The 17735-nt window shown below is 68.7% G+C and carries 21 protein-coding genes; 17 read left to right on the plus strand and 4 right to left on the minus strand.

The window, feature by feature from the left end; translation table 11 throughout:
* Positions 1-3 precede the first annotated feature (3 nt).
* Entirely contained in the window at positions 4-1704 is a 1701-nt protein-coding gene (locus ACFWR9_RS02140; protein ID WP_383834089.1) for a mobilization protein, read from the plus strand.
* Here the strand turns inward: ACFWR9_RS02140 and ACFWR9_RS02145 are convergent, their stop codons facing one another.
* A complete protein-coding gene (locus ACFWR9_RS02145; protein WP_383834091.1) occupies positions 1705-2262 on the minus strand; it encodes a flavoprotein in 558 nt (185 codons plus the stop codon). It abuts the gene before it with no gap.
* A complete protein-coding gene (locus tag ACFWR9_RS02150) occupies positions 2259-3530 on the minus strand; it encodes a helix-turn-helix domain-containing protein (RefSeq protein WP_383834094.1) in 1272 nt (423 codons plus the stop codon). The genes ACFWR9_RS02145 and ACFWR9_RS02150 overlap by 4 nt, the downstream gene beginning before the upstream one ends.
* 175 nt (positions 3531-3705) lie before the next feature.
* On the opposite strand from ACFWR9_RS02150, the gene ACFWR9_RS02155 reads away from it, so the two are divergent.
* From ACFWR9_RS02155 to ACFWR9_RS02220, 14 genes are all read left to right on the plus strand, one after another.
* Positions 3706-4140: an ATP-binding protein gene (locus ACFWR9_RS02155; RefSeq protein ID WP_383834097.1), complete on the plus strand. Its 435-nt coding sequence runs from the start codon at positions 3706-3708 to the stop codon at positions 4138-4140.
* A 39-nt stretch (positions 4141-4179) separates the two neighbouring features.
* Positions 4180-5463: a UDP-N-acetylglucosamine 1-carboxyvinyltransferase gene (locus ACFWR9_RS02160; protein WP_383834540.1), complete on the plus strand. Its 1284-nt coding sequence runs from the start codon at positions 4180-4182 to the stop codon at positions 5461-5463.
* Positions 5460-6695: a metallophosphoesterase gene (locus tag ACFWR9_RS02165; protein WP_383834100.1), complete on the plus strand. Its 1236-nt coding sequence runs from the start codon at positions 5460-5462 to the stop codon at positions 6693-6695. Before ACFWR9_RS02160 ends, ACFWR9_RS02165 begins: the two co-directional genes overlap by 4 nt.
* Entirely contained in the window at positions 6692-7231 is a 540-nt protein-coding gene (gene dcd, locus ACFWR9_RS02170) for a dCTP deaminase (RefSeq protein ID WP_383834103.1), read from the plus strand. The genes ACFWR9_RS02165 and dcd overlap by 4 nt, the downstream gene beginning before the upstream one ends.
* Positions 7228-7764 carry a deoxycytidine triphosphate deaminase gene (locus ACFWR9_RS02175; protein ID WP_383834106.1) on the plus strand — a complete coding sequence of 179 codons (537 nt, stop codon included), beginning with the start codon at positions 7228-7230 and terminating at the stop codon, positions 7762-7764. The genes dcd and ACFWR9_RS02175 overlap by 4 nt, the downstream gene beginning before the upstream one ends.
* On the plus strand, positions 7761-8885 hold the full coding sequence (locus ACFWR9_RS02180) for a glycosyltransferase family 4 protein (RefSeq protein WP_383834109.1): 1125 nt from the start codon (positions 7761-7763) through the stop codon (positions 8883-8885). Before ACFWR9_RS02175 ends, ACFWR9_RS02180 begins: the two co-directional genes overlap by 4 nt.
* 104 nt (positions 8886-8989) lie before the next feature.
* Positions 8990-10033 (plus strand): serine hydrolase domain-containing protein, encoded by a 1044-nt coding sequence (locus ACFWR9_RS02185; protein ID WP_383834112.1) that lies wholly within the window; start codon positions 8990-8992, stop codon positions 10031-10033.
* A 260-nt stretch (positions 10034-10293) separates the two neighbouring features.
* On the plus strand, positions 10294-11007 hold the full coding sequence (locus tag ACFWR9_RS02190; protein WP_383834115.1) for a hypothetical protein: 714 nt from the start codon (positions 10294-10296) through the stop codon (positions 11005-11007).
* Positions 11008-11197: 190 nt separating this feature from the next.
* Positions 11198-11680, plus strand: coding sequence for an Asp23/Gls24 family envelope stress response protein (locus ACFWR9_RS02195; protein ID WP_383834118.1), 483 nt, complete (start codon positions 11198-11200; stop codon positions 11678-11680).
* A 33-nt stretch (positions 11681-11713) separates the two neighbouring features.
* Positions 11714-11914 carry a hypothetical protein gene (locus tag ACFWR9_RS02200; protein WP_383834121.1) on the plus strand — a complete coding sequence of 67 codons (201 nt, stop codon included), beginning with the start codon at positions 11714-11716 and terminating at the stop codon, positions 11912-11914.
* Positions 11915-11961: 47 nt separating this feature from the next.
* Positions 11962-12312: a hypothetical protein gene (locus tag ACFWR9_RS02205; RefSeq protein WP_383834124.1), complete on the plus strand. Its 351-nt coding sequence runs from the start codon at positions 11962-11964 to the stop codon at positions 12310-12312.
* Positions 12309-12983 carry a DUF6286 domain-containing protein gene (locus ACFWR9_RS02210; RefSeq protein WP_383834127.1) on the plus strand — a complete coding sequence of 225 codons (675 nt, stop codon included), beginning with the start codon at positions 12309-12311 and terminating at the stop codon, positions 12981-12983. Before ACFWR9_RS02205 ends, ACFWR9_RS02210 begins: the two co-directional genes overlap by 4 nt.
* Positions 12984-12992: 9 nt before the next feature.
* A complete protein-coding gene (amaP, locus tag ACFWR9_RS02215; RefSeq protein WP_383834130.1) occupies positions 12993-13589 on the plus strand; it encodes an alkaline shock response membrane anchor protein AmaP in 597 nt (198 codons plus the stop codon).
* 106 nt (positions 13590-13695) lie between these two features.
* Positions 13696-14544, plus strand: coding sequence for a chaplin family protein (locus ACFWR9_RS02220; RefSeq protein ID WP_383834133.1), 849 nt, complete (start codon positions 13696-13698; stop codon positions 14542-14544).
* 111 nt (positions 14545-14655) lie between these two features.
* Here ACFWR9_RS02220 and ACFWR9_RS02225 read toward each other — a convergent pair whose 3' ends face one another.
* On the minus strand, positions 14656-15624 hold the full coding sequence (locus tag ACFWR9_RS02225; RefSeq protein WP_383834136.1) for a mechanosensitive ion channel family protein: 969 nt from the start codon (positions 15622-15624) through the stop codon (positions 14656-14658).
* A 145-nt stretch (positions 15625-15769) separates the two neighbouring features.
* Positions 15770-16702 (minus strand): YihY/virulence factor BrkB family protein, encoded by a 933-nt coding sequence (locus tag ACFWR9_RS02230; protein WP_383834139.1) that lies wholly within the window; start codon positions 16700-16702, stop codon positions 15770-15772.
* A gap of 397 nt (positions 16703-17099) precedes the next feature.
* Between ACFWR9_RS02230 and ACFWR9_RS02235 the strand changes: the two genes are divergently transcribed.
* Complete coding sequence (locus ACFWR9_RS02235) at positions 17100-17456, plus strand: PRC-barrel domain-containing protein (protein ID WP_383834142.1); 357 nt, start codon at positions 17100-17102, stop codon at positions 17454-17456.
* Between the two features lie 51 nt (positions 17457-17507).
* The gene (locus tag ACFWR9_RS02240; protein WP_383834145.1) at positions 17508-17675 is read left to right on the plus strand and encodes a hypothetical protein; all 168 of its coding nucleotides are present in this window, start codon (positions 17508-17510) and stop codon (positions 17673-17675) included.
* Positions 17676-17735 lie beyond the last annotated feature (60 nt).

A 17735-nucleotide genomic window follows, 5' to 3' on the forward strand; every position in this document is an offset into this window, starting at 1 on the left:
CAGGTGATACCCAAGATCATCCTCAGCTCGGGCCCCGCTGCCACGCGACGCACGATCGGCTACCTCTACGGCAAAGGCCGGGCCAACGAACACATCGACCCGCATCTGGTGGCCTCCTGGAACGGCTTCGCCCCCGACCCTGGCCGCAGCCCCCACCGCGATCCGAAGGACGCGATGGCCCAGCTCGTCGCGCAGCTCGACCAGCCCGTGAAGATGCTGGGCGACAAGGCGCCCAAGGACACCGTGTGGCACTGCCCCGTCCGTGCCGCGCCCGAAGATCCGATCCTCACGGACGCCCAGTGGGCGGACATCGCCCGCCGCATGGTGGCCGCCGCCGGTATCGCCCCCGACGGTGACGAGGAAGCCTGCCGCTGGGTCGCCGTCCGCCACGCCGAAGACCACATCCACATCGCAGCCACCCTCGTACGCCAGGACGGCCGCCGCCCCGAGCGCGGCTACGACCAGCGCGCCGTCCAGAAGGAGGCCCGCCAGATCGAAGTCGACTACGGGCTCCGGCGGTTGAAGCAGGGCGACGGAACCGGCGCCAAGCGCCCCACCAGCAAGGAACACTTCAAGGCCAAGCGCCTGGGCCAGGACACCGCCACCCGCGAAGTACTGCGCCTGCGGGTACGGCGCGCGGTCGCCGCCGCATCCGACGAGGCCGAGTTCTTCGCCCTGCTTGAGGCAACGGGCGTGACCGTGCGCTTCAAGCGCGGACCCTCCGGCGACGCGCTCGGCTGCAACTTCGCCCTGCCCGACGACACCAACGACAAGGGTGAGCCGGTCTTCTACGCGGGCTCCACGCTCGCCCCCGACCTGTCCCTGCCCAAGATCCGCAGGAGCCTCGCCACCATCAGCCCGGAACCGGTCCCCGTCCGGCCGGGTGACCCGTGGCACGAGGCCACCGCCGCCACGGAACGTATCCCCCACCACCTCACTCACGGCGAAGACCCGACCGCCCAGGGACAGCTGGTCGCTCTCGGCACGGTGATGGACCTGCTCCCTATCAACGCACCGGCCGCGGTGAGGGCCGAACTCGAACAGGCCACCGCTGCCTTCGAGCGCGCCACCCGCTCCCGCGTCACGGCCGACCTCGACAGCACCCGCGCTCTGCGCCGCAGCGTTCAAGCCATCTGGCGCGTACGGCCCTTGGACAGTGACGGGTCAGGGTTCGCGATGCTCCTGGACACCGTGCTCACCGCGGTGGCGTTCGCCGCACACTGGCACCGCACCCACCAGCACGCCCAGCAGGAAGCGGCAGCCGAACAGGCGCTCGTTCACCTGCAGGTCGTCTACGCGCAGATCGCCGAGCCGGTCCTGACGGGCCTCGCGCAACGCGCCCCCAGCCCTCAGATGAAGCACCGCTTCGCCCGCCACCTCCAGCAGGCCGCTCCCGAATACGCCGAGCGCATCCTCAACGATGCCGCCTGGGACGCACTCGCCACCGTGCTCGCCGAAGCAGAAACTGCCGGACACAACGCGGCCACTGTCCTCGACCAAGCACTCGGCCAGCGCACCCTGGACGACGCCCACAGCCCCGCCCGCACCCTGACCTGGCGCATCCGCCGCCTCGGCGAGCGCCACGCCCCCAGCCCTCGAGCACAGGCAGCCCGGGCCCGCAGCGCCGCGCAACGCTCCGCTCCCTCGACTCCCCCGGCCGCACCCATTCCGCCGCCGCAGGCCGCCCCAGTACGACGGCGCTGATCAGGCCGGTGCGGACAGCTTGGGAGTGAGCAGCTCCAGCGCTTCCTCCCAGCGGAAGCGATCGGCACCGCCGCCGGCCTTCGGCTTGTGGGGCTCGTACGAACCGATCAGGACGCCCATCCCGCGCAGCCGCTCCAGGCTCTGGCCGTATGCGGGATGGGCCGCCATGGCGGAGTTGAGATACGGGAGGACCGCCGTCGGGATACCGAAGCCGTACGCCTCGCACAGAATGCCCAACGCCAGGGTGTCGGAGATCCCAGCTGCCCATTTGTTGATCGTGTTGAAGCTGGCTGGGGCCACGGCGATGGCGTCGGCGGGCGGCAGCGGGCGAGGGTCGCCGGGCGAGCGCCAGGCTGAGCGGATCGGGTAGCCGGTCTGTGCCTCGACCGCCTCGGCGTCCAGGAAGCCGAGGCCCTGCGGAGTGGCGATGACGCCCACGTCCCAGTTCGCCTCCTGGGCTGCGGTGATCAGCTTGCCGACGTCGCCGGCGATGCCGCAGGCGCACACGACGACGTACAGGAAGGGCTTCTTGGCCTGCTGGTCGGGCTGATCGCTCACGCGGGGACTCCCAGTTGACGACTGAAGCGGTGCAGTTCAGGCAGCGTACGACGGCGGTCGCGGGCCGCCATGTCGGCCACCAGCTCGCGCACGGCCGGGCGCCGGATGTCCTGGGCAGCGCAGCTCTCGGCGATGCGGAGGGCCTGGTACCCGTCCGCCAGGCGGCCCTGCTGGCTGTAGGCGCGGCCTGCCTCGATCCACAGCGCGGCACGGCGCTCGGGGACGGGGATGTGGCGGCGCATGAGAGGCCGGGCAGTGTCCAGGGCGACGCCCGCGTCACCGAAGACGACAGCCGCGCTGAGGCCGTGCAGGGCGACGTTGGTCGGGCTGAAGTTGGCCCAGGCGTCGGGGCTGTCGAGCGCGACGTAGCGGGCCACGTCCTTCGCCTCGGTGAGGAAGTCCTGGGTGGCGGAACGGTCGCCGCCGCTGCTGGCCGCTGTGACACCGCGCAGAAGCAGCAGGCCGAGTGCCGCGAGGTACCTCGGGGAGCGTTGATCGTACGAGCCCGTGAGCTGGTCGGCCGTGTGCCGGACAAGGGTGACGGCCTGAGCGGTGTGGCTGTCGCGAGCCAAGGCGTGAGCGTGCACGCGGACACTGGAGGCGAGGACGACGGGGTCGCCCGAGCGTTCGGCCTCGGACATGGCGCGTCCGACGGCGAGCCACGCGTTGCCCTGGTCGCTCTGCTTGAGCAGCAGGCTCGCCGAGGTCTGGTAGGCCGTGGCGAGGAGACCGGACAGGTCGGTCGAGCCGGGGCTTTCGCTGATGGCTTGCCGCAACTGCCCGATCAGGACGGGCAGCGTGCCCTCCAGCTTCATGTAGTCGCAGGTGCAGAAGAGACGGCGCACGCCTGCGATCTGATCTCGCAGGCTCTGGAGATCCGGCATCGGTTCGGCTGTCAGGCGGGCTGCGCCAGGCAGCAGAGACTGGACCAGGTCCTGATGGGCGGTGCCAGGGACGGTCGGGGCCGCGAGCGCGGCGATGCCGGCGGCGAGAACGGTACGGCGGCGCATGTCCTCTGTCTCGGGTTCGGAGGGGCTGATGTCCGAGGCCACGGCGAGGCCGAGGCGGTGTGGCGGAATGGCCAGCACTTGCGCGACTGCGCGCAGCATGCGGACGTCGTCCGTGCCCCTGCCGTTCTCCAGGCGACTCACCTTGGACTGGTGATAGCCCAGGGCGGAGGCGACGTCCTTCTGCGAGCGCCGCTGTAACACGCGTGCCTGACGGATCACTTCACCGATCCGTCTCGCTTCGCTTTGCGCTTCGGCCATCTGTGCCACGGCTCCCTCTGCCGCCGCCGATCCTGCCTGCTCAACCGAGCCTAATGGACGGGCAGTTCACCGTGATGCAGCTCCTGCATAGACGATGCAGCTCCAGCACACGTCCTGGTGTAAGAGGCCCGGGTGGCGATTGCGTGGAGTAGCCGAACCAATCAGGAGGCCGCTCATGGAAGCGCATCACATCCGGATTCCCGTCTTCGGCACGTCTGCGGGTGCCGCGTCCGCGCGCCGGCAGATCGCGGAGGAGATACGGGACTGGGGTGCCGCTCTCGGGCCTGAACTCCTGAATGCAGCTGAGTTGGTGGCCTCAGAGCTGATCACCAACGCGGTGCGGCACGCGCACGAAGGCTCGATCACAGCCGAGGCAGACCTGAACGGCAAGGCACTGCGGGTCGCGGTGATCGACACCAGCTCCGCAATCCCCGAAGTCAGGCTGCCGGATGCGGACGCGGAAGACGGGCGCGGCCTGTTCCTCGTCGCCGCGCTCGCCGACCGCCACGGATTCGATGTGCTGCCCTCCGGCAAGCGCTGCTGGGCCGAATTCGAGTTCAGCGCCCGACTCCCAATCGCCACAACACAGGCGCCCCAGATGAGGAGTTGACCGTTGCCAGTCGTACGAATTTCCCCAGTCGCAGCCGAAGTGGTCGCCGTGCGACCGAGCGTTCCGCTTGCCGGGGCGGTGACCGTCGACGGGTCGAAGAACGCGGCCCTGCCCCTACTGGCCGCCGCGGCCGCCCTTCACCGCCCGGTGCACCTGAGCAATGTCCCGGCGAACACGGACGTCGAGACGATGCTCACCCTCCTCCAGCAGGCGGGCTGGCACGCTGCCCGCCCGGTCAGCGATCCGCACACCACGCTGATCCTGCCGAGCGACAAGCCGCAGCCGGATGCGGATTCCGAGGTCGCTGCCCGGATCCGGGCCTCGTACTACCTGGTCCCAGCGCTGCTCGGCGCCTACGGACGGGCCCGCCTGCCGTGGCCGGGCGGCTGCGCCATCGGGGAACGCGGGATGGACCTGCACTTCAAGGTGTACGAGCGGTTCGGCGACCGCTCGACCGTCGATGACCACGGCTACCTCGTGGAGGCGGCCACCGGTGGACGCGGGACGGTCTCGATCATGCTCCCCTTCCGGTCCCGCGGGGCGAGCATCGCCGCTGTCCTGCGCGCGGTCGTCGCCGGACGTCCGCTGCGTCTGGGGCAGCCCAATCTGTCGCCCGAAGTGCTGTGCGTCGTAGAGGCGTTGAAAATGACTGGATGGCAGTGCCGGGTAAGCGAGACCGTTCTCGTGCTCCAGCCGCCTGCGTCCGCCTCCGGTGGAGAGATCGCGTGGAGGGTGCCTGGCGACAAGATCGAGGCAGGCACCCTGGCATGTGCCGTCGCGGTGACCGGCGGCAACGCCCAGATCCTCGGCGTACGTCGCGACGACATCGCCCCTCTGGTCAACGCGCTGCGCTGGCTCGGCGCACCCGCCGACGCCGAGGACGGCACCCTCGCCGTCCAGGCTCAGGACGCCCAGCCCACCGGTCGACCACTGCGGGCCATTGCCTCGCTTTCCCCCGGCGGCCTGGACGCGGACTTCGAGCCGGCGCTGATAGCCCTGGCTCTCACCTTGCCCGGCATCCACCTGTTCGCCGACGAGATCAACCCCGGCCGCCACGGCAACCTGCTGCCCCAGCTCGTCCGTCTCGGAGCCACGATCGATGAGCTTTCGCCCACGCAGTGCCGCTTCGCCGGGCCGCAGCAGTTGACGGGTGCCGGAGTTGAAGCCACCGACATCCGCACGGGCTCCGCCCTGCTCATCGCCGGACTCACCGCTCGCGGCGTGACCACCCTCGGCGGCCTCGAACAGCTCCGGCGGGGCCACGCCGACCTGCCCGTCAAGCTGCACGCCCTCGGAGCAGACATCTGCGAGGTGACCCCGTGAACCGGCAGCTCCGCCAGATCATCGCCACGACCGACGTCCACTCCACCTTCGACTCGGCCACCCCGATGCTCGCTCACCTGCACGCAGCCAGGCCCGACAGCCTGATCGTGGACTGCGGCGACTTCTTCGAGGGCAGCGGCTACTACCGCCTCGGCCAGGGGCGCATCGAGCGGGAGCTCCTCACCACCCTCTACGACCTGCTCGCACCCGGAAACCACGGCTGGCCGCACTACTTCGAGCCGCAGCTGCACCGGATGACGGTGTGCGCGAACACAACCGACGACGGCGGCCAGCCGCTCTTTGACCGCCTACGCATCCAGGACATCGGAGGGCGGCGAGTCGCCGTCACCGCGGTGATGGGCCCGCAGGCGTTCAACGCCATCCCACTTCACCAGCGTGCCGGTCATCACGTCAGCGACCCGGCTCAGGCTCTGCGCGAAGTGATGCTGGAGCACCATCACCGCGCCGACGCCTGGATGGTGCTGTCCCACTCCGGCTTCGCGGAGGACCTGAAACTGGCCGCCGCATGCCCGTCCGCCGACGTCATCTTCGCCGGGCACTGCCACAGCGACAGCTTCGGTCCCGTGCGCGTCGGCGACACCCTCGTGGTCAAGGCGCGCGAACTCGGCGTCGGATACGCCGCCGCCGAGCCCGTCGGCAGCGGCTGGGCAGCCCGCACCAGCGCCTTCCCCGGCTCCTCTGGCGCGCCTCACCAACTCGCCTCACTGATGGATGAGATCTCGGCCCTCGGGCTCCAGCTGAGGAGCCCCCTCGGCGCAGTGAACGAGCGCCTTCGCAATACGCTGTTGGACCGCCGCGAACTGCTCGAAGAGATCGCCGGCCGACTGCACTCCGGCCTCGGCGCCGACGCGGTCGTCCTCAACGAGACCGCCCTGCGTCCCGTACAACTCGGCACCACCCTGACCCTCGGCGACCTGCTGGCCATCGAGCCCTTCGGCAACCAGCTCGTGCACGCCTTCGTCCCCGAGCCGCACGTCCAGGACCACGACAAGCTGCTCGACCACCTCACCGAACTCGTCGGACCCCTGGTCCTCGCCCCTGCTCCCCTGCCCCCAGCAATCCGCACCGTACTGACCACCGACTACCTCGCCGACAGCTACCTGGGCGGGCGAACTCACCAAGCAGGCATACAGCTCGGGCAGGCCGTGTGCCGCGTCCTGACCACCTCAGTCCCCACCTCCGACCAGTCCCCAGAAGGCGGCGAGCAATGATCCTCACCGGGCCCGAGATCAAAGCCGCCGTGGCCGACGGGCGCTTACGCATCACCCCCTTCGCCCCGGACCAGACCAACCCCAACAGCTACAACGTCCGCCTCGGTCCGACCCTGCTGATGTACACCGCCGAGGTGATCGACGCCCACCACGCCAACCCCACACGCTCGGCCCTTATCGGCAACGACGGATACGTCCTCCAGCCCGGCGAGCTGTACCTCGGGCACACCATCGAGGAGGTCGGGTCGGACGTCTTCGTCCCCCTGCTCTTCGGCCGCTCATCGGTCGGCCGCCTCGGCCTGTTCGTCGAGATCACCGCACCGATCGGCGACATCGGCTTCCACGGCCAGTGGACCCTGATGCTCTCGCCCATCCGCCCACTGCGGGTGTACGCGGGCATGAAGATCGGGCAGATCATGTTCTTCGTCTCCACCGGTGACGTCGACCTGTACCGAGGCAAGTACCAGGGCGCCGCCGGTCCGCAGCCCTCCCGCTACTGGCTCGACACGGCACGCGTCGAGGCGGTGGCCTCATGATCCTTACGGGGCACGCCATTGCCGCCGCCATCAGCGCGGGAGAGATCACCATCTCCCCCTACGAGCCCGCGCGGCTCTCGCCCAACGCCTACGACTGGCGCCTGGGCGACACGATCCGCGCCTGCGAGGCCGACCTGGACGCCGCCGCCCCCACCGCGTACACCGAACACCCCATCCCTGCAGCTGGCTTGGTCCTGGAGCCCGGAGTGCTCTACCTGGGCGTCACCCTGGAGAAGACCAGCTCGGAAACGTACGCACAACTGCTCAACGGGGACCGCACCATCGGAGCCCTCGGCATCTGGGTCCACGTCTCCGCCCCACTCGGCCACCAGGGCCACGCGATCCGCTGGACGTTGGAGATCCGTGTCGCCAGGCCCACCCGCGTCTATCCAGGGATGACCTTCGGGAAGCTGGTCTTCCTCACCACCCTCGGCAGCCCGGCCAGCTATCAGCAGGCGTACGCCAAGTACGCGGCGACGAAGGGCATCGGCATCTCCCGCCTGTACGAAGAGATCCGTCAAGGAGGACTGTGACTCCCCCCGTCGTACGCCCCGCCGCGGGTTCGCTGGCCGCCACGTTCCTGGACCTCCCGGCCGGAAGCCCGGGCGGCAGCGTCGAACTCTTCCTCGACCTGTATACCGGCGACAGACCACTCATCCCCGCGCGGGCCTTCATGCTGGCCCCCACCGGTCCCCGACCGACTCTGCCGCCCGGGCTCGACTTGTTGGCGGTATCCGGGAAGTGCCTGGAAGGCGTCGGCTTCAGTCGCTACGTCGCAGCCCTACGCCGGGCCCTGGCGACCGCCATCGGTCCGGCACAGATCGGCGTACTGCACCTGCAACACCTCACATTCGGCGCCACTCCAGCCTTGCTCCGAGCGCTGCCGGCGCACCCCAGGATCGCCTTGGTCCACGGCACCGACCTGATCTTCGCCGAGGCCCACCGCGAACAGCTTCAGGTCCTACGCGAGACCGCGAGGGCCGCTGACGCCATCGTGGTCCCCACTAGCGCGATGGCCGATCACCTGCTCAAACTCGCCCCACGAGTCGACCGACGAAAGGTCGTCCGCATCCCATGGGGCATCCCGGACCGCCTTCTCACGGATCCGCCGACCCGGCCCGTCCGGACCTCGACCAGCCATCTGAGGGTGCTGTACGCGGGTCGCCTGACAGCCGAGAAGGGTGTCGAGCGACTGGTCACAAGCCTGGCGCCCATTCCAGGCGTCGAGCTGAGCATCGCCGCCCCCAGAGCCCAGTTCCACGCCTTGGCCCCGCTCCTTCAGCGGACTGGACTGCGGGCCCAATACCTCGGCTGGCTGCGCCGTCCACAGCTGTGGAAAGCCTTCGCCGAGCACGACGTACTTGCCATACCGTCCACCACCCTGGAGGCCATGGGACTGGTGGCGCTGGAGGCCCAAGCCTGCGGCCTGCCCGTCCTGTACCAGCCCGTGCCCGGTCTCAGCGAAGTCCTCGCCACGTCCGGAGTATCCACCGACTTCACCCACCCCGCCGCGCTCGGCCGCGACCTGGATCGGCTGCGGACCGCTCCGGGCCTGCTGCTCGCGCTTCGTCAGTCGGGCTACGCGAACGCAGCCCGCTACCCCCTCTCAGCGGCAGCTCAGGCCCTGACCGAACTTGGCGAGCAGTTCACCTGATGCCGTGCGGACGCCACCCGCGGCTGAAGCGGCCAGCATTCCTCGTCCCTCACACCCAGATCACTACGCTGGCCAACGGGATACCCACGGCGAACAGGGAGACCATGACGTACGCAATCGAGCGCATCGAGCAGCTGCTGGGTGAAGGCGTCCGCGACAAGGTCTACCCGGGCGCGGTCTGGGCAGTTGGCGACGCCGAGGGCATCCGCGCATCGGGCACCACAGGCGTCCTCGACCCCGACGAGCCGGAGGCGTCGATGCGCCCCGACACCGTCTTCGACGCCGCCAGCCTGACCAAGATCCTCGCGGTCTGGTCCTCGATCGGTGCTCTCTGGGAGGAAGGCAAGCTCGAACTGGACGTCGCTGTCGGCAGCTTCTGGCCGGAGGTCGCAGGCCACCCACTCGGAGCGGTGACCGCCCGACAGTTGCTGACCCACACCGCCGGTGCCCCCCTGCGGGCCCAGCTGAAGAACCTCTACGGCACCGACGCCCAGGACATTCGTGACGGCGTCCTGCACGAGGCCCTTCACCGCCGACCCGGCGAGGCAGTCGAGTACACCGACCGAGCCGCGCTCATCCTCGGCTACCTTGCCGAATACCTATCTGGCCAGAGCCTCAACCATGTCGCCGAGGAGCGGACTTGGCAGCCCCTCGGCATGGACGCCACCCGCTTCGGACCCCTGCCCGCCGAGATCGCCGCCCGATGCGCACCGACGGAACTCGACCAGGACACCGATACGCACCTCAAGGGCATCGCCCACGACTTCTCCGCCCGGCTTCTTGGTGGAGTGTGCGGAATCGCCGGTGCCTTCACGGTCCTCGACGACCTCACCGTCTTCCTTCGCTACATGCTGGACAGTGCCACCGCCCCAGCACGGACCGGGTTCGGGCCGGACTGGGTCGCGGAGTCACTGACCGTCCAGACCGGTGGCCTCGAACCCGTACGCGGACTGTTCTGGCACCCCGCCCCCGGCGCAGCCCCAGCCGAAGACGTCTGGGTTCACTACGGGTTCACCGGCACCGGCATGTGGATCTCACCCGGGCAGCGGCGGTGGGCGATCCTGCTGACCAACAAGCTCTACTACACCCGCGACCGCCGACCCCTCACGGACATCCGCAACTCCTTTCGTGGCCTTGCCTTCGACTGATGTAGCTGCCGCACACCCGAACGGGCTCGTCGATCGCCGCTTGCGTGACGAGGCCGCACTGCCCGCTGGCGGGTTTGGGCCACAAGTTCGCCTAAAAGAAGAGCAGTAGAGGACAAACTGGAACAGACCGTTGCTGCCCTTGGGCGAGGCCAACAGGGTCACCCTGTTTGATCGTTCGCAATATAAGACTGTTGGTACACCCTTAGAGTGATCACACCCCGTTTGGGTGTCTGTGCTGACGAAGAAACGTTGTTGCCTTCGTGGAACCACGTGAACTTTGGGAGCGCAATACTCTGCTGGCCGAGGCGTTTTGCAGCACGGACGATCAGGTGCGTGAGACACAGGCGGTTCTGGATGAAGCCTTGGCCAGCCGGACGAGGGCATTGGCCGCCTTTGCCGTGACCGTGGGAAGCGACGGAGCTGTGGCCGACCTGTTGGGGTTGAGCGAACGGGAGGTCCGCGTCGCCCGCCGAACGGTGGGCAAGGATGACGCCCGTACCGTCGCCGAGCAGCTGCTCAGCCCGCCACCCGAAGCGATTCCCGAGCAGCCTCCGGTCCCACCTGCTCCACCAGCACCACCGGCCCCGCTTCAAGAAGAGAGGCCACCCAAGGATGCAGTCAGCACCACCATCCCTCTTCCACGCTCCGAAGTAGGACCTCCTGCCCAGCCGCCGATGGTCGAGAGCGGGACTCCGGATGTCGCGGTGACCTGGACGGCTGGGATGGACTCCGTATTGCAGTGGAGCTGGCAATCCGGCTTGGACCTTCAGGCGGTTGCGGAAGAGCTGGGCCTGAGTCCCAAGGCTCTGCTCGTGCGGGCCCAGACCCTCGCCACAGAGGGGCGACTGTCCCCGAAGGTCGCGTCGTACGAGGTGAACCAGGCCGGCCGGCACCGCCGACACGAATCCCTGCAGTACAGCTTCGTGCCCGACAGCCCCGAGCACCTGTACGAAAGGGCGGGCCACGCCGTCTGAGCCATCACGAGATCATCGTTCGGCGACGATTTTCCGGTCCAGGGTGAGGGTGGAGACACGCCACGGCTCGGACGTCACTTGAGTCGACCTGTCTAAAGTGCACATACATCGCTTTCCAGTCATCCTGAGTTTGAATGGCAGACCGGTGCTCCACTGGCCTGCTCGACGTCCCCTGGGAAGGCGAAGAACGATGACGGACACCTCTCAGCGCGGTGACTCCGGGATCTCGGCCGGGTCATCTGCAGCCAGTAAGCGGCAGAGCTTCGGGGGTCGGGATCAGTCAGCGGGCCAGGGGCGCACGGTCATCGCGGACGTCGTGGTGCTGAAGATCGCCGCGATGGCGACCCGCGAGGTCAGCGGAGTCCACGCGATGGGCAACGTCTTCCGCCGCGCCGCGGGCGCAGTGCGGGATGCCACCCCCGGCGCGGGGAGCGCGTCCATCACCCGGGGCGTGAAGGCCGAGGTCGGCGAGCGGCAAGCGGCGATCGATCTGGCGATCGTGGCCGAGTACGACGTGCGGATCGGCGACGTGGCCGGGGAAGTACGCGAGAACGTGATCTCCGCCGTGGAGCGTATGACGGGGCTGGAAGTCGTGGAAGTGAACATCTACATCAGCGACGTCCGCCTCCCCGATGAGGAAGACGAGCCGGACACTGAGCGGCGCATCCGGTAGCAGCGACCCGACGACCTGCGCGAAGGAGCGCTCATGAATATGGCTGTGGTCGGCCTCATGGTCGGCATGGCGTTGGCCTTCGCCGGATGGTTCGGCGGGTTCGGTGCTTTCCTGCTGGTCGCGGGACTCGGCGCGCTCGGCTTCGTGGCGGGGCGGTTCGCGGCCGGCGACTGGGAGGCCGGCGACTTCATCCGGTCCCGTTCCGGTAGAGGCGAACGGCTCGGGCCCCGGTGACTCAGGTGGAGCACGCCGCCGAAGCGGCCGGGCGAGGGGTGACCCGCATGGCTGACCGCGTCGTCGCCAAGATCGCAGCCCGGGCCGCCCTAGAGGCGCTGCGCACCGGGTCCGGCGCGGACGTCCTGCCCCGGGACACAAGTGCCCGCCCGCGTGCCTCGGTCCGGGTACGCGAGCCTTCCGGGCGCGGCGAGAACCGGGGGGAGGCCCGCGTCTCCCTCGACATCGAGCTCGGCTATCCCAGCGACATCGGGGGGCAATGTGGGGAGGTGCGCCGACACGTGACGAACCGCGTGAGCGCGTTGGCGGACATGGACGTTCCCGAAGTAGCCGTGCGAGTACGCCGGTTGCACGCGCCGCACCTGGATGACGCGTCGACGGGCGGGGGACTGCGGTGAACAGCGACACCTCCGCACATGCAGACGAGGACGGCACCACCCAGCGCCTGCCCACCCTCGACAAGCAGGCCCCGGGGTCGCAGGATGCCCCCTCTGGAGCCCCTGCCGAATCCGAGGGGCCCACGCGTCGCTTCTGGTCACTTCGCCGGGTCGCCGCCCTGCTCCTGTCTGCGCTCCTCCTTGCCGGGCTGGCACTGCTCCTTTACGACGTGGTCTCAGTCCGGCTGGATCGCCCGGGCATGACCTGGCGCCGCGCCCTGGCGGACGAGCTGGCAACCCGGCAGCTGCGGGATGTCTGGATCCGGGTGGGGGCCATCGCCGCCGCCGTCCTCGGGCTGTGGCTGCTGATCCACGCCTTCACGCCCGGGATGCGCCGCCTGCTCCCGATGCGCCCACAAGACCCGCACACACGGGCCGCACTGGAACGGTCCGCGGTCGGGCTCGTCCTGCGCGACCGGGCCATGGCGGTTCCCGGTGTGCAGTCGGCACGCGTGAAGGTGAAGCGGCGCAAGGCAAAGGTCAGGGCAGTGACCCACTTCCGCGATCTGCAGGACGTACGCGCTGATCTGAATGCCGCCCTCCAGAGCGGCATCGACTCCCTCGGGCTCGCCCATCCCCTCGGTGTCTCCCTGCGTGTGGGGCGACCGAACCGCCGTCCGTCGAAGAAGTGAGAGACCGACATGCTGCGGGCCACGAACCGGACACTGCTGACACTGGCCGGGCTGGTGCTCCTCGCGCTCGGTCTGGCCGTGCTCGTGGGCAGCTTCAATCTGCAGCAGCGTTGGGGCTTCAGCCTGAGCTCCGCATGGCCGTTCACCGGACCTGACGACGTCCTGCTCACCAAACGGGACCGGACGCGCTGGAGAGACGAAGGCTGGTGGTGGCCGGTCGTCATTGCCGCGCTGAGCATTCTGGTGCTGCTCGCGTTGTGGTGGCTGATCTCCCAGCTCCGTCGGCGACGGTTGGCAGAGGTGCTCGTCGACAGCGGCGATGGGGAAGGTGCACGGCTCCGCGCCCGCACCCTGGAGAAGGCCCTTACCGCGGAGGCGGAATCGCTGGAGGGCGTCGCGCAGGCGCGTGCTGTACTCCGCGGCAGCGGCACTCAGCCGCGCGTACTCCTGACCGTCACGCTCGACCCACATGCCGACCCGGCTCACACCCTGGCCCTGCTGCGCACCGAGGCACTAGAACACACCCGCCTTTCAGCGGGGTTGGACGAACTGCCCGCTCAGGTCCACCTCCGGCCTGCTCGTCACGATGCGAAGCGCGTGACGTGACCTCAGAGCGACGCGTGGCAGCAGCCGAATTGCGTGACGTGTGGGGATGCGTGTCGTTTAGCCGGTCGCACGGAAATGGGCACCTTCCCTCGGAAAGAGTACGTACGTGAAGAACAAGACCCCCTACCTCATCCTCCCCGCCTGCCTGGCGGCCGGCGTCAGTCTCGTCGGCGCATCGGCGGCTGTGGCGGACAGCGGAGCGCAGGGCGTGGCTGGGGGCTCGCCTGGAGTCATCTCGGGGAACCTCGCCCAGGTACCGGTGCACGTGCCGGTGAACCTCTGCGGCAACACCGTCGATGTCGTGGGCCTGCTCAACCCGGTCTTCGGGAATCAGTGTGCAAATGGCGGCGGCACTGGTGACCGTCAGGATGACCGCGGCGATCACGGCCCGGGCGGCAAGTCCCACGGGCAGGACGGCTCGTCCTCCTCGCAGGGGCCCGGCCACCAGGGGCCCGGCAACGGCGACGGCTCTCATCAGGAAGGCGGCGCGCCTAAGGGGTCGGCGCCAGAAACGGCCCCGGTCCAGAAGTCGCCGGTAACTCCCCACCAGGCCGACTCGGCGGATCACGAGAAGGGCTCTGGGTCGCAGAAGCACTCACCTTCACAGCGGGACGAAGCCAGTGACCAGACTGAGCACGGACGTGAGAAGGAGAGCCGGACTGCGGACGCCGGTGCTCAGGGTCCGAGTGAGGCCGGCAGCGTAGGGGCCGGCCATTCGGGCCACCTCGACGCGAGCGTCAGTGGACGGTCTTCGGGTGGCTTCGCCCCCGTCGGCGCGTCAGAGGTCGGACCGAGCCTGGCGGAGGCTACCGGGCCCGCCCAGTCCGCTCCGAGCGAGCCGGCACTCGCTCACACGGGTGCGAACGACCAGATGGGTCTGCTCGCGATGGGCGCCGCCGCACTGATCGGCACCGGTGTCATGGCGCTTCGCCGCACGCGGTCCAGCAACAGCTGAGCATCAGGCACGCCCAGGAGCAGCGCAGCTCCGGGAGCGGTGTCGCACTGTCGGCGCGATGACGAGAAGCCTGCACAGGAGTTCCTGTGCAGGCTTCTCGTTGTCGGTCAATCAGCGGGAGTTGGGGATCCTGCCGTTGGCGGGGATGTTGATGTCCTTGTCGGTTCGCATCCACACGGTCCGCTGCGGGAAGGGGATGTCGATGCCGGCGGCTTCGAGCGCGTCCTTGGTGCGGCGGCGCAGTTCGCGGGTGACGCCCCACTGCTTGAGCGGGACGGTCTTGACGGCGACGCGGACGACGACGCCGTCGGCGTCGAGGGACTGCACGCCCCAGACGGCCGGGTCCTCCAGCAGCACACCGTCGAACTGCGGATCCTGGCGCATGTCGTGGCCGGTCTTCTCCAGCACGCTGTAAACGGTGTCGAGGTTGGACTCGTAGGCGACGGAGACGTCCAGGACGGCGCGGGCCCATTCCTGGCTGTCGTTGCGCACGCGCATGATCTCGCCGTTGCGGATGTGCCACAGCCCGCCGTTGAGGTCGCGTACCTGGGTGAGCCGCAGGCCGACGTGTTCGACTGTTCCGACGGCCTCTCCGAGGTCGACGGAGTCGCCGACGCCGTACTGGTCCTCGACCATGATCAGCATGCCGCACAGGTAGTCGGCGACCAGGCTCTGCGCGCCGAAGCCGATTGCCAGGCCGACGACGCCCGCGCTGGCGAGCAGCGGGCCCAGTGCGATCCCGATCTGGTCGAGGATCATCGCCAGGCCCATCACGGCGATGACGATGGTGACGATGCTGCTGAGCACCGAGCCGATCGTGCTGGCCCGCTGCTGGCGGCGTTCGTTGGCACGGCTGCGGTCACGCTGCAGGACCGCCGGTCCGCGAGTCGTACGGCGCGGCTCGCTCCCGGCGCTCTCGTCGGCGGGCTGGAGGATGCGCTTCACGACGCGGGTGATGGCGCGCTTGGCCAGTACGCGGACGAGCGCGGCCACGATGACGATGAGCAGGATGCGCAGGGGTACGCCGATCAGCGTGTCTGCGTGATCCAGAAGCCAGTCGGGCGCGTCCGTGGGTGACACAGGGTGACTCTCCGCTCTCTATTGCTGGGCAGGGCATCGGGATCCGGGGGACGCTACACACCGTGCTCGAAGTGGGTCAAAAGATGTCGAGAGGGTGTGTGAGTGAGGTGACGTCGTAGTGGTCGCCGCTCGGGCACTTCGGCGGTCAGGGCTTGGCCGCAAGGACATCTGCGGGCTCGGGCCCGGTGGTGGCGGACTCGCTGTGGTTCTCCTCGTCCGACGGTGCGGCTTGTTCCGCCTCGGTCGCGGTCCAGGCCGAGCAGACCAACAGCAGCTTAGCCATGAAGCTCATCCACACCAGCAGGGCTACCGGTACGCCGAAGGCGCCGTACATGCTCTTGGCCGCGATGCCCTGGATGTATCCGCTGAGGAGCATCTTCAGCAGTTCGAAGCCGACAGCGCCGATGAGGGAGGCGATCACCACCGCTCGCCGGGTGGGGCGCACCTGGGGCAGGCGGGTGAGGAGGTAGGCCAGGAGTACGAAGTTCGCTCCGACGGCGACGGCCAGGCCCGCGAGGAAGAGCAGAACGGTGCCGATACCGCCTTCCTTCAGCCCGATCAGCTCGGCCACCCGGCCCACGGCGCTGCTGGCGAAGGCGGACCCGCCCATGGCAAGGGCTCCGAGCAGTCCAAGGCCGAACAGTGCGCCGGCGTCCTTGGCCTTGAGGAGCAGGGGGCTTCCGGGATCCTCCTCCTTCTGCCACACCGCCCGCAGGCACTCGCGCAGGGAGGACACCCAGCTGATGCCGGTGAACAGCAGCAAGGCTCCAGCGATCAGGCCGACCGTTCCGGCGTTGTCGACCAGGGCCTTCAGGTCGAGCTGCTCGGCAAGGACGGGGACCTGCTGACTGAGCAGGTCCTGCAGCTGGTTCAGCTGACTCTCCGGAAGAAGCGCGGCACCGACGGCGGCCGCGACGGTGATCAACGGGAAGACGGCGAGGAAGCTGAGGAAGGTGATCGCGGCGGCGAGCCGGGCCCAGTGGACGGTCTCCAGCCGCTCGTAGACGCGCCACGCGTGCGTGCGCATCAAACGTTCCATCAGCGGTCCGACAACGGGCAGTTTGACAAGCCAGTCCACAGCCAGTGCCCTCCTTTCCCAGCTCCCGGGCCTCAGACGTGCGGGCCCAGCCAGGGAGGCAGGCTTCGCATGGGCGAAGTCCACACCCCTGAGGAATTACGTGGTTGATGTGCAGGAGCCGCCGTGCAGCGGATGCCACATCGGGTGGTCTTCTGCCCCGCCCCCGCCTTGGCAAAAACGTGGGAAATGTGTGGACAGTGCGCCGCTTTGCTGCTGGCACGGCTGAAGCACCGCCGGTGACGAGCATGCTCTTCGGCAGTCCACCAGCTTGCCATTACTCCCCTTGCTCTCCTTCACGCCGGGGCGCAGCCGCGCCGGTCACGGGAGTGCTCGGTATGTCTACGGGTACGCGGTAGACACGTATCTACACGGCACGTATCCACACGAGGAGACGCTCATGTTCGAAGCCACCGATCTGCGCGAATGGCTGGGCCAGAACGTCGTCGACGCCTCCGGTGACAAAATCGGCTCCATGGAGGCGATCTACGTCGACACCGCCTCCGACCAGCCCGCCTTCGCTACGGTGAAGGTCGGCCTGCCCACCCGCCAGCGCCTGGCCTTCGTACCGCTGGCAGAAGCGCGCGTCGGACCCGGTTACGTCAAGGTCACCGCCGACAAGAAGCAGGTCAAGGACGCCCCGTCCATCGACACCAACGGAGTACTGCCCGCCGAGGACGAGCCCGCCATCTACCGCCACTACGAGCTCGACTACCAGCCCGGCGCCAGCGGAGAACGCCGCCTCGCCCGACGCTGAGCAGACGATGCCAAAGGGTCACGCCCAAGCTCTCCAACGAGAGGACCGCCCGTGGTCGTCTTTCTCCTGCTCCTGCTCGCCGCCGTTGTCCTCGGTTTCATCGGAGCCCTCGTCAAAGGTCTCCTCTACCTGCTGATCATCGGCATTGTGCTGGCCATCGCCGCGTTCCTCTACCTTGGTCTGCGCATGGGCCGCGGCTCTCGGCGCACGCCCCGCTGACAATGCATGCAGACCCGCCACAGCCGCCAACGCTTCCGTCAAGATCGCCCAATGAGAGTG

The sequence above is a fragment of the Streptomyces sp. NPDC058534 genome (assembly GCF_042717365.1).
Lineage (GTDB): Bacteria > Actinomycetota > Actinomycetes > Streptomycetales > Streptomycetaceae > Streptomyces.

Coding starts and splice junctions, on each gene's coding strand:
- ACFWR9_RS02150 (WP_383834094.1), bottom strand. CDS start 3,530: ATGGCCGAAGCGCAAAGCGAAGCGAGACGGATCGGTGAAGTGATCCGT.
- ACFWR9_RS02155 (WP_383834097.1), top strand. CDS start 3,706: ATGGAAGCGCATCACATCCGGATTCCCGTCTTCGGCACGTCTGCGGGT.
- dcd (WP_383834103.1), top strand. CDS start 6,692: ATGATCCTCACCGGGCCCGAGATCAAAGCCGCCGTGGCCGACGGGCGC.
- ACFWR9_RS02175 (WP_383834106.1), top strand. CDS start 7,228: ATGATCCTTACGGGGCACGCCATTGCCGCCGCCATCAGCGCGGGAGAG.
- ACFWR9_RS02185 (WP_383834112.1), top strand. CDS start 8,990: ATGACGTACGCAATCGAGCGCATCGAGCAGCTGCTGGGTGAAGGCGTC.
- ACFWR9_RS02195 (WP_383834118.1), top strand. CDS start 11,198: ATGACGGACACCTCTCAGCGCGGTGACTCCGGGATCTCGGCCGGGTCA.
- ACFWR9_RS02200 (WP_383834121.1), top strand. CDS start 11,714: ATGAATATGGCTGTGGTCGGCCTCATGGTCGGCATGGCGTTGGCCTTC.
- ACFWR9_RS02205 (WP_383834124.1), top strand. CDS start 11,962: ATGGCTGACCGCGTCGTCGCCAAGATCGCAGCCCGGGCCGCCCTAGAG.
- amaP (WP_383834130.1), top strand. CDS start 12,993: ATGCTGCGGGCCACGAACCGGACACTGCTGACACTGGCCGGGCTGGTG.
- ACFWR9_RS02235 (WP_383834142.1), top strand. CDS start 17,100: ATGTTCGAAGCCACCGATCTGCGCGAATGGCTGGGCCAGAACGTCGTC.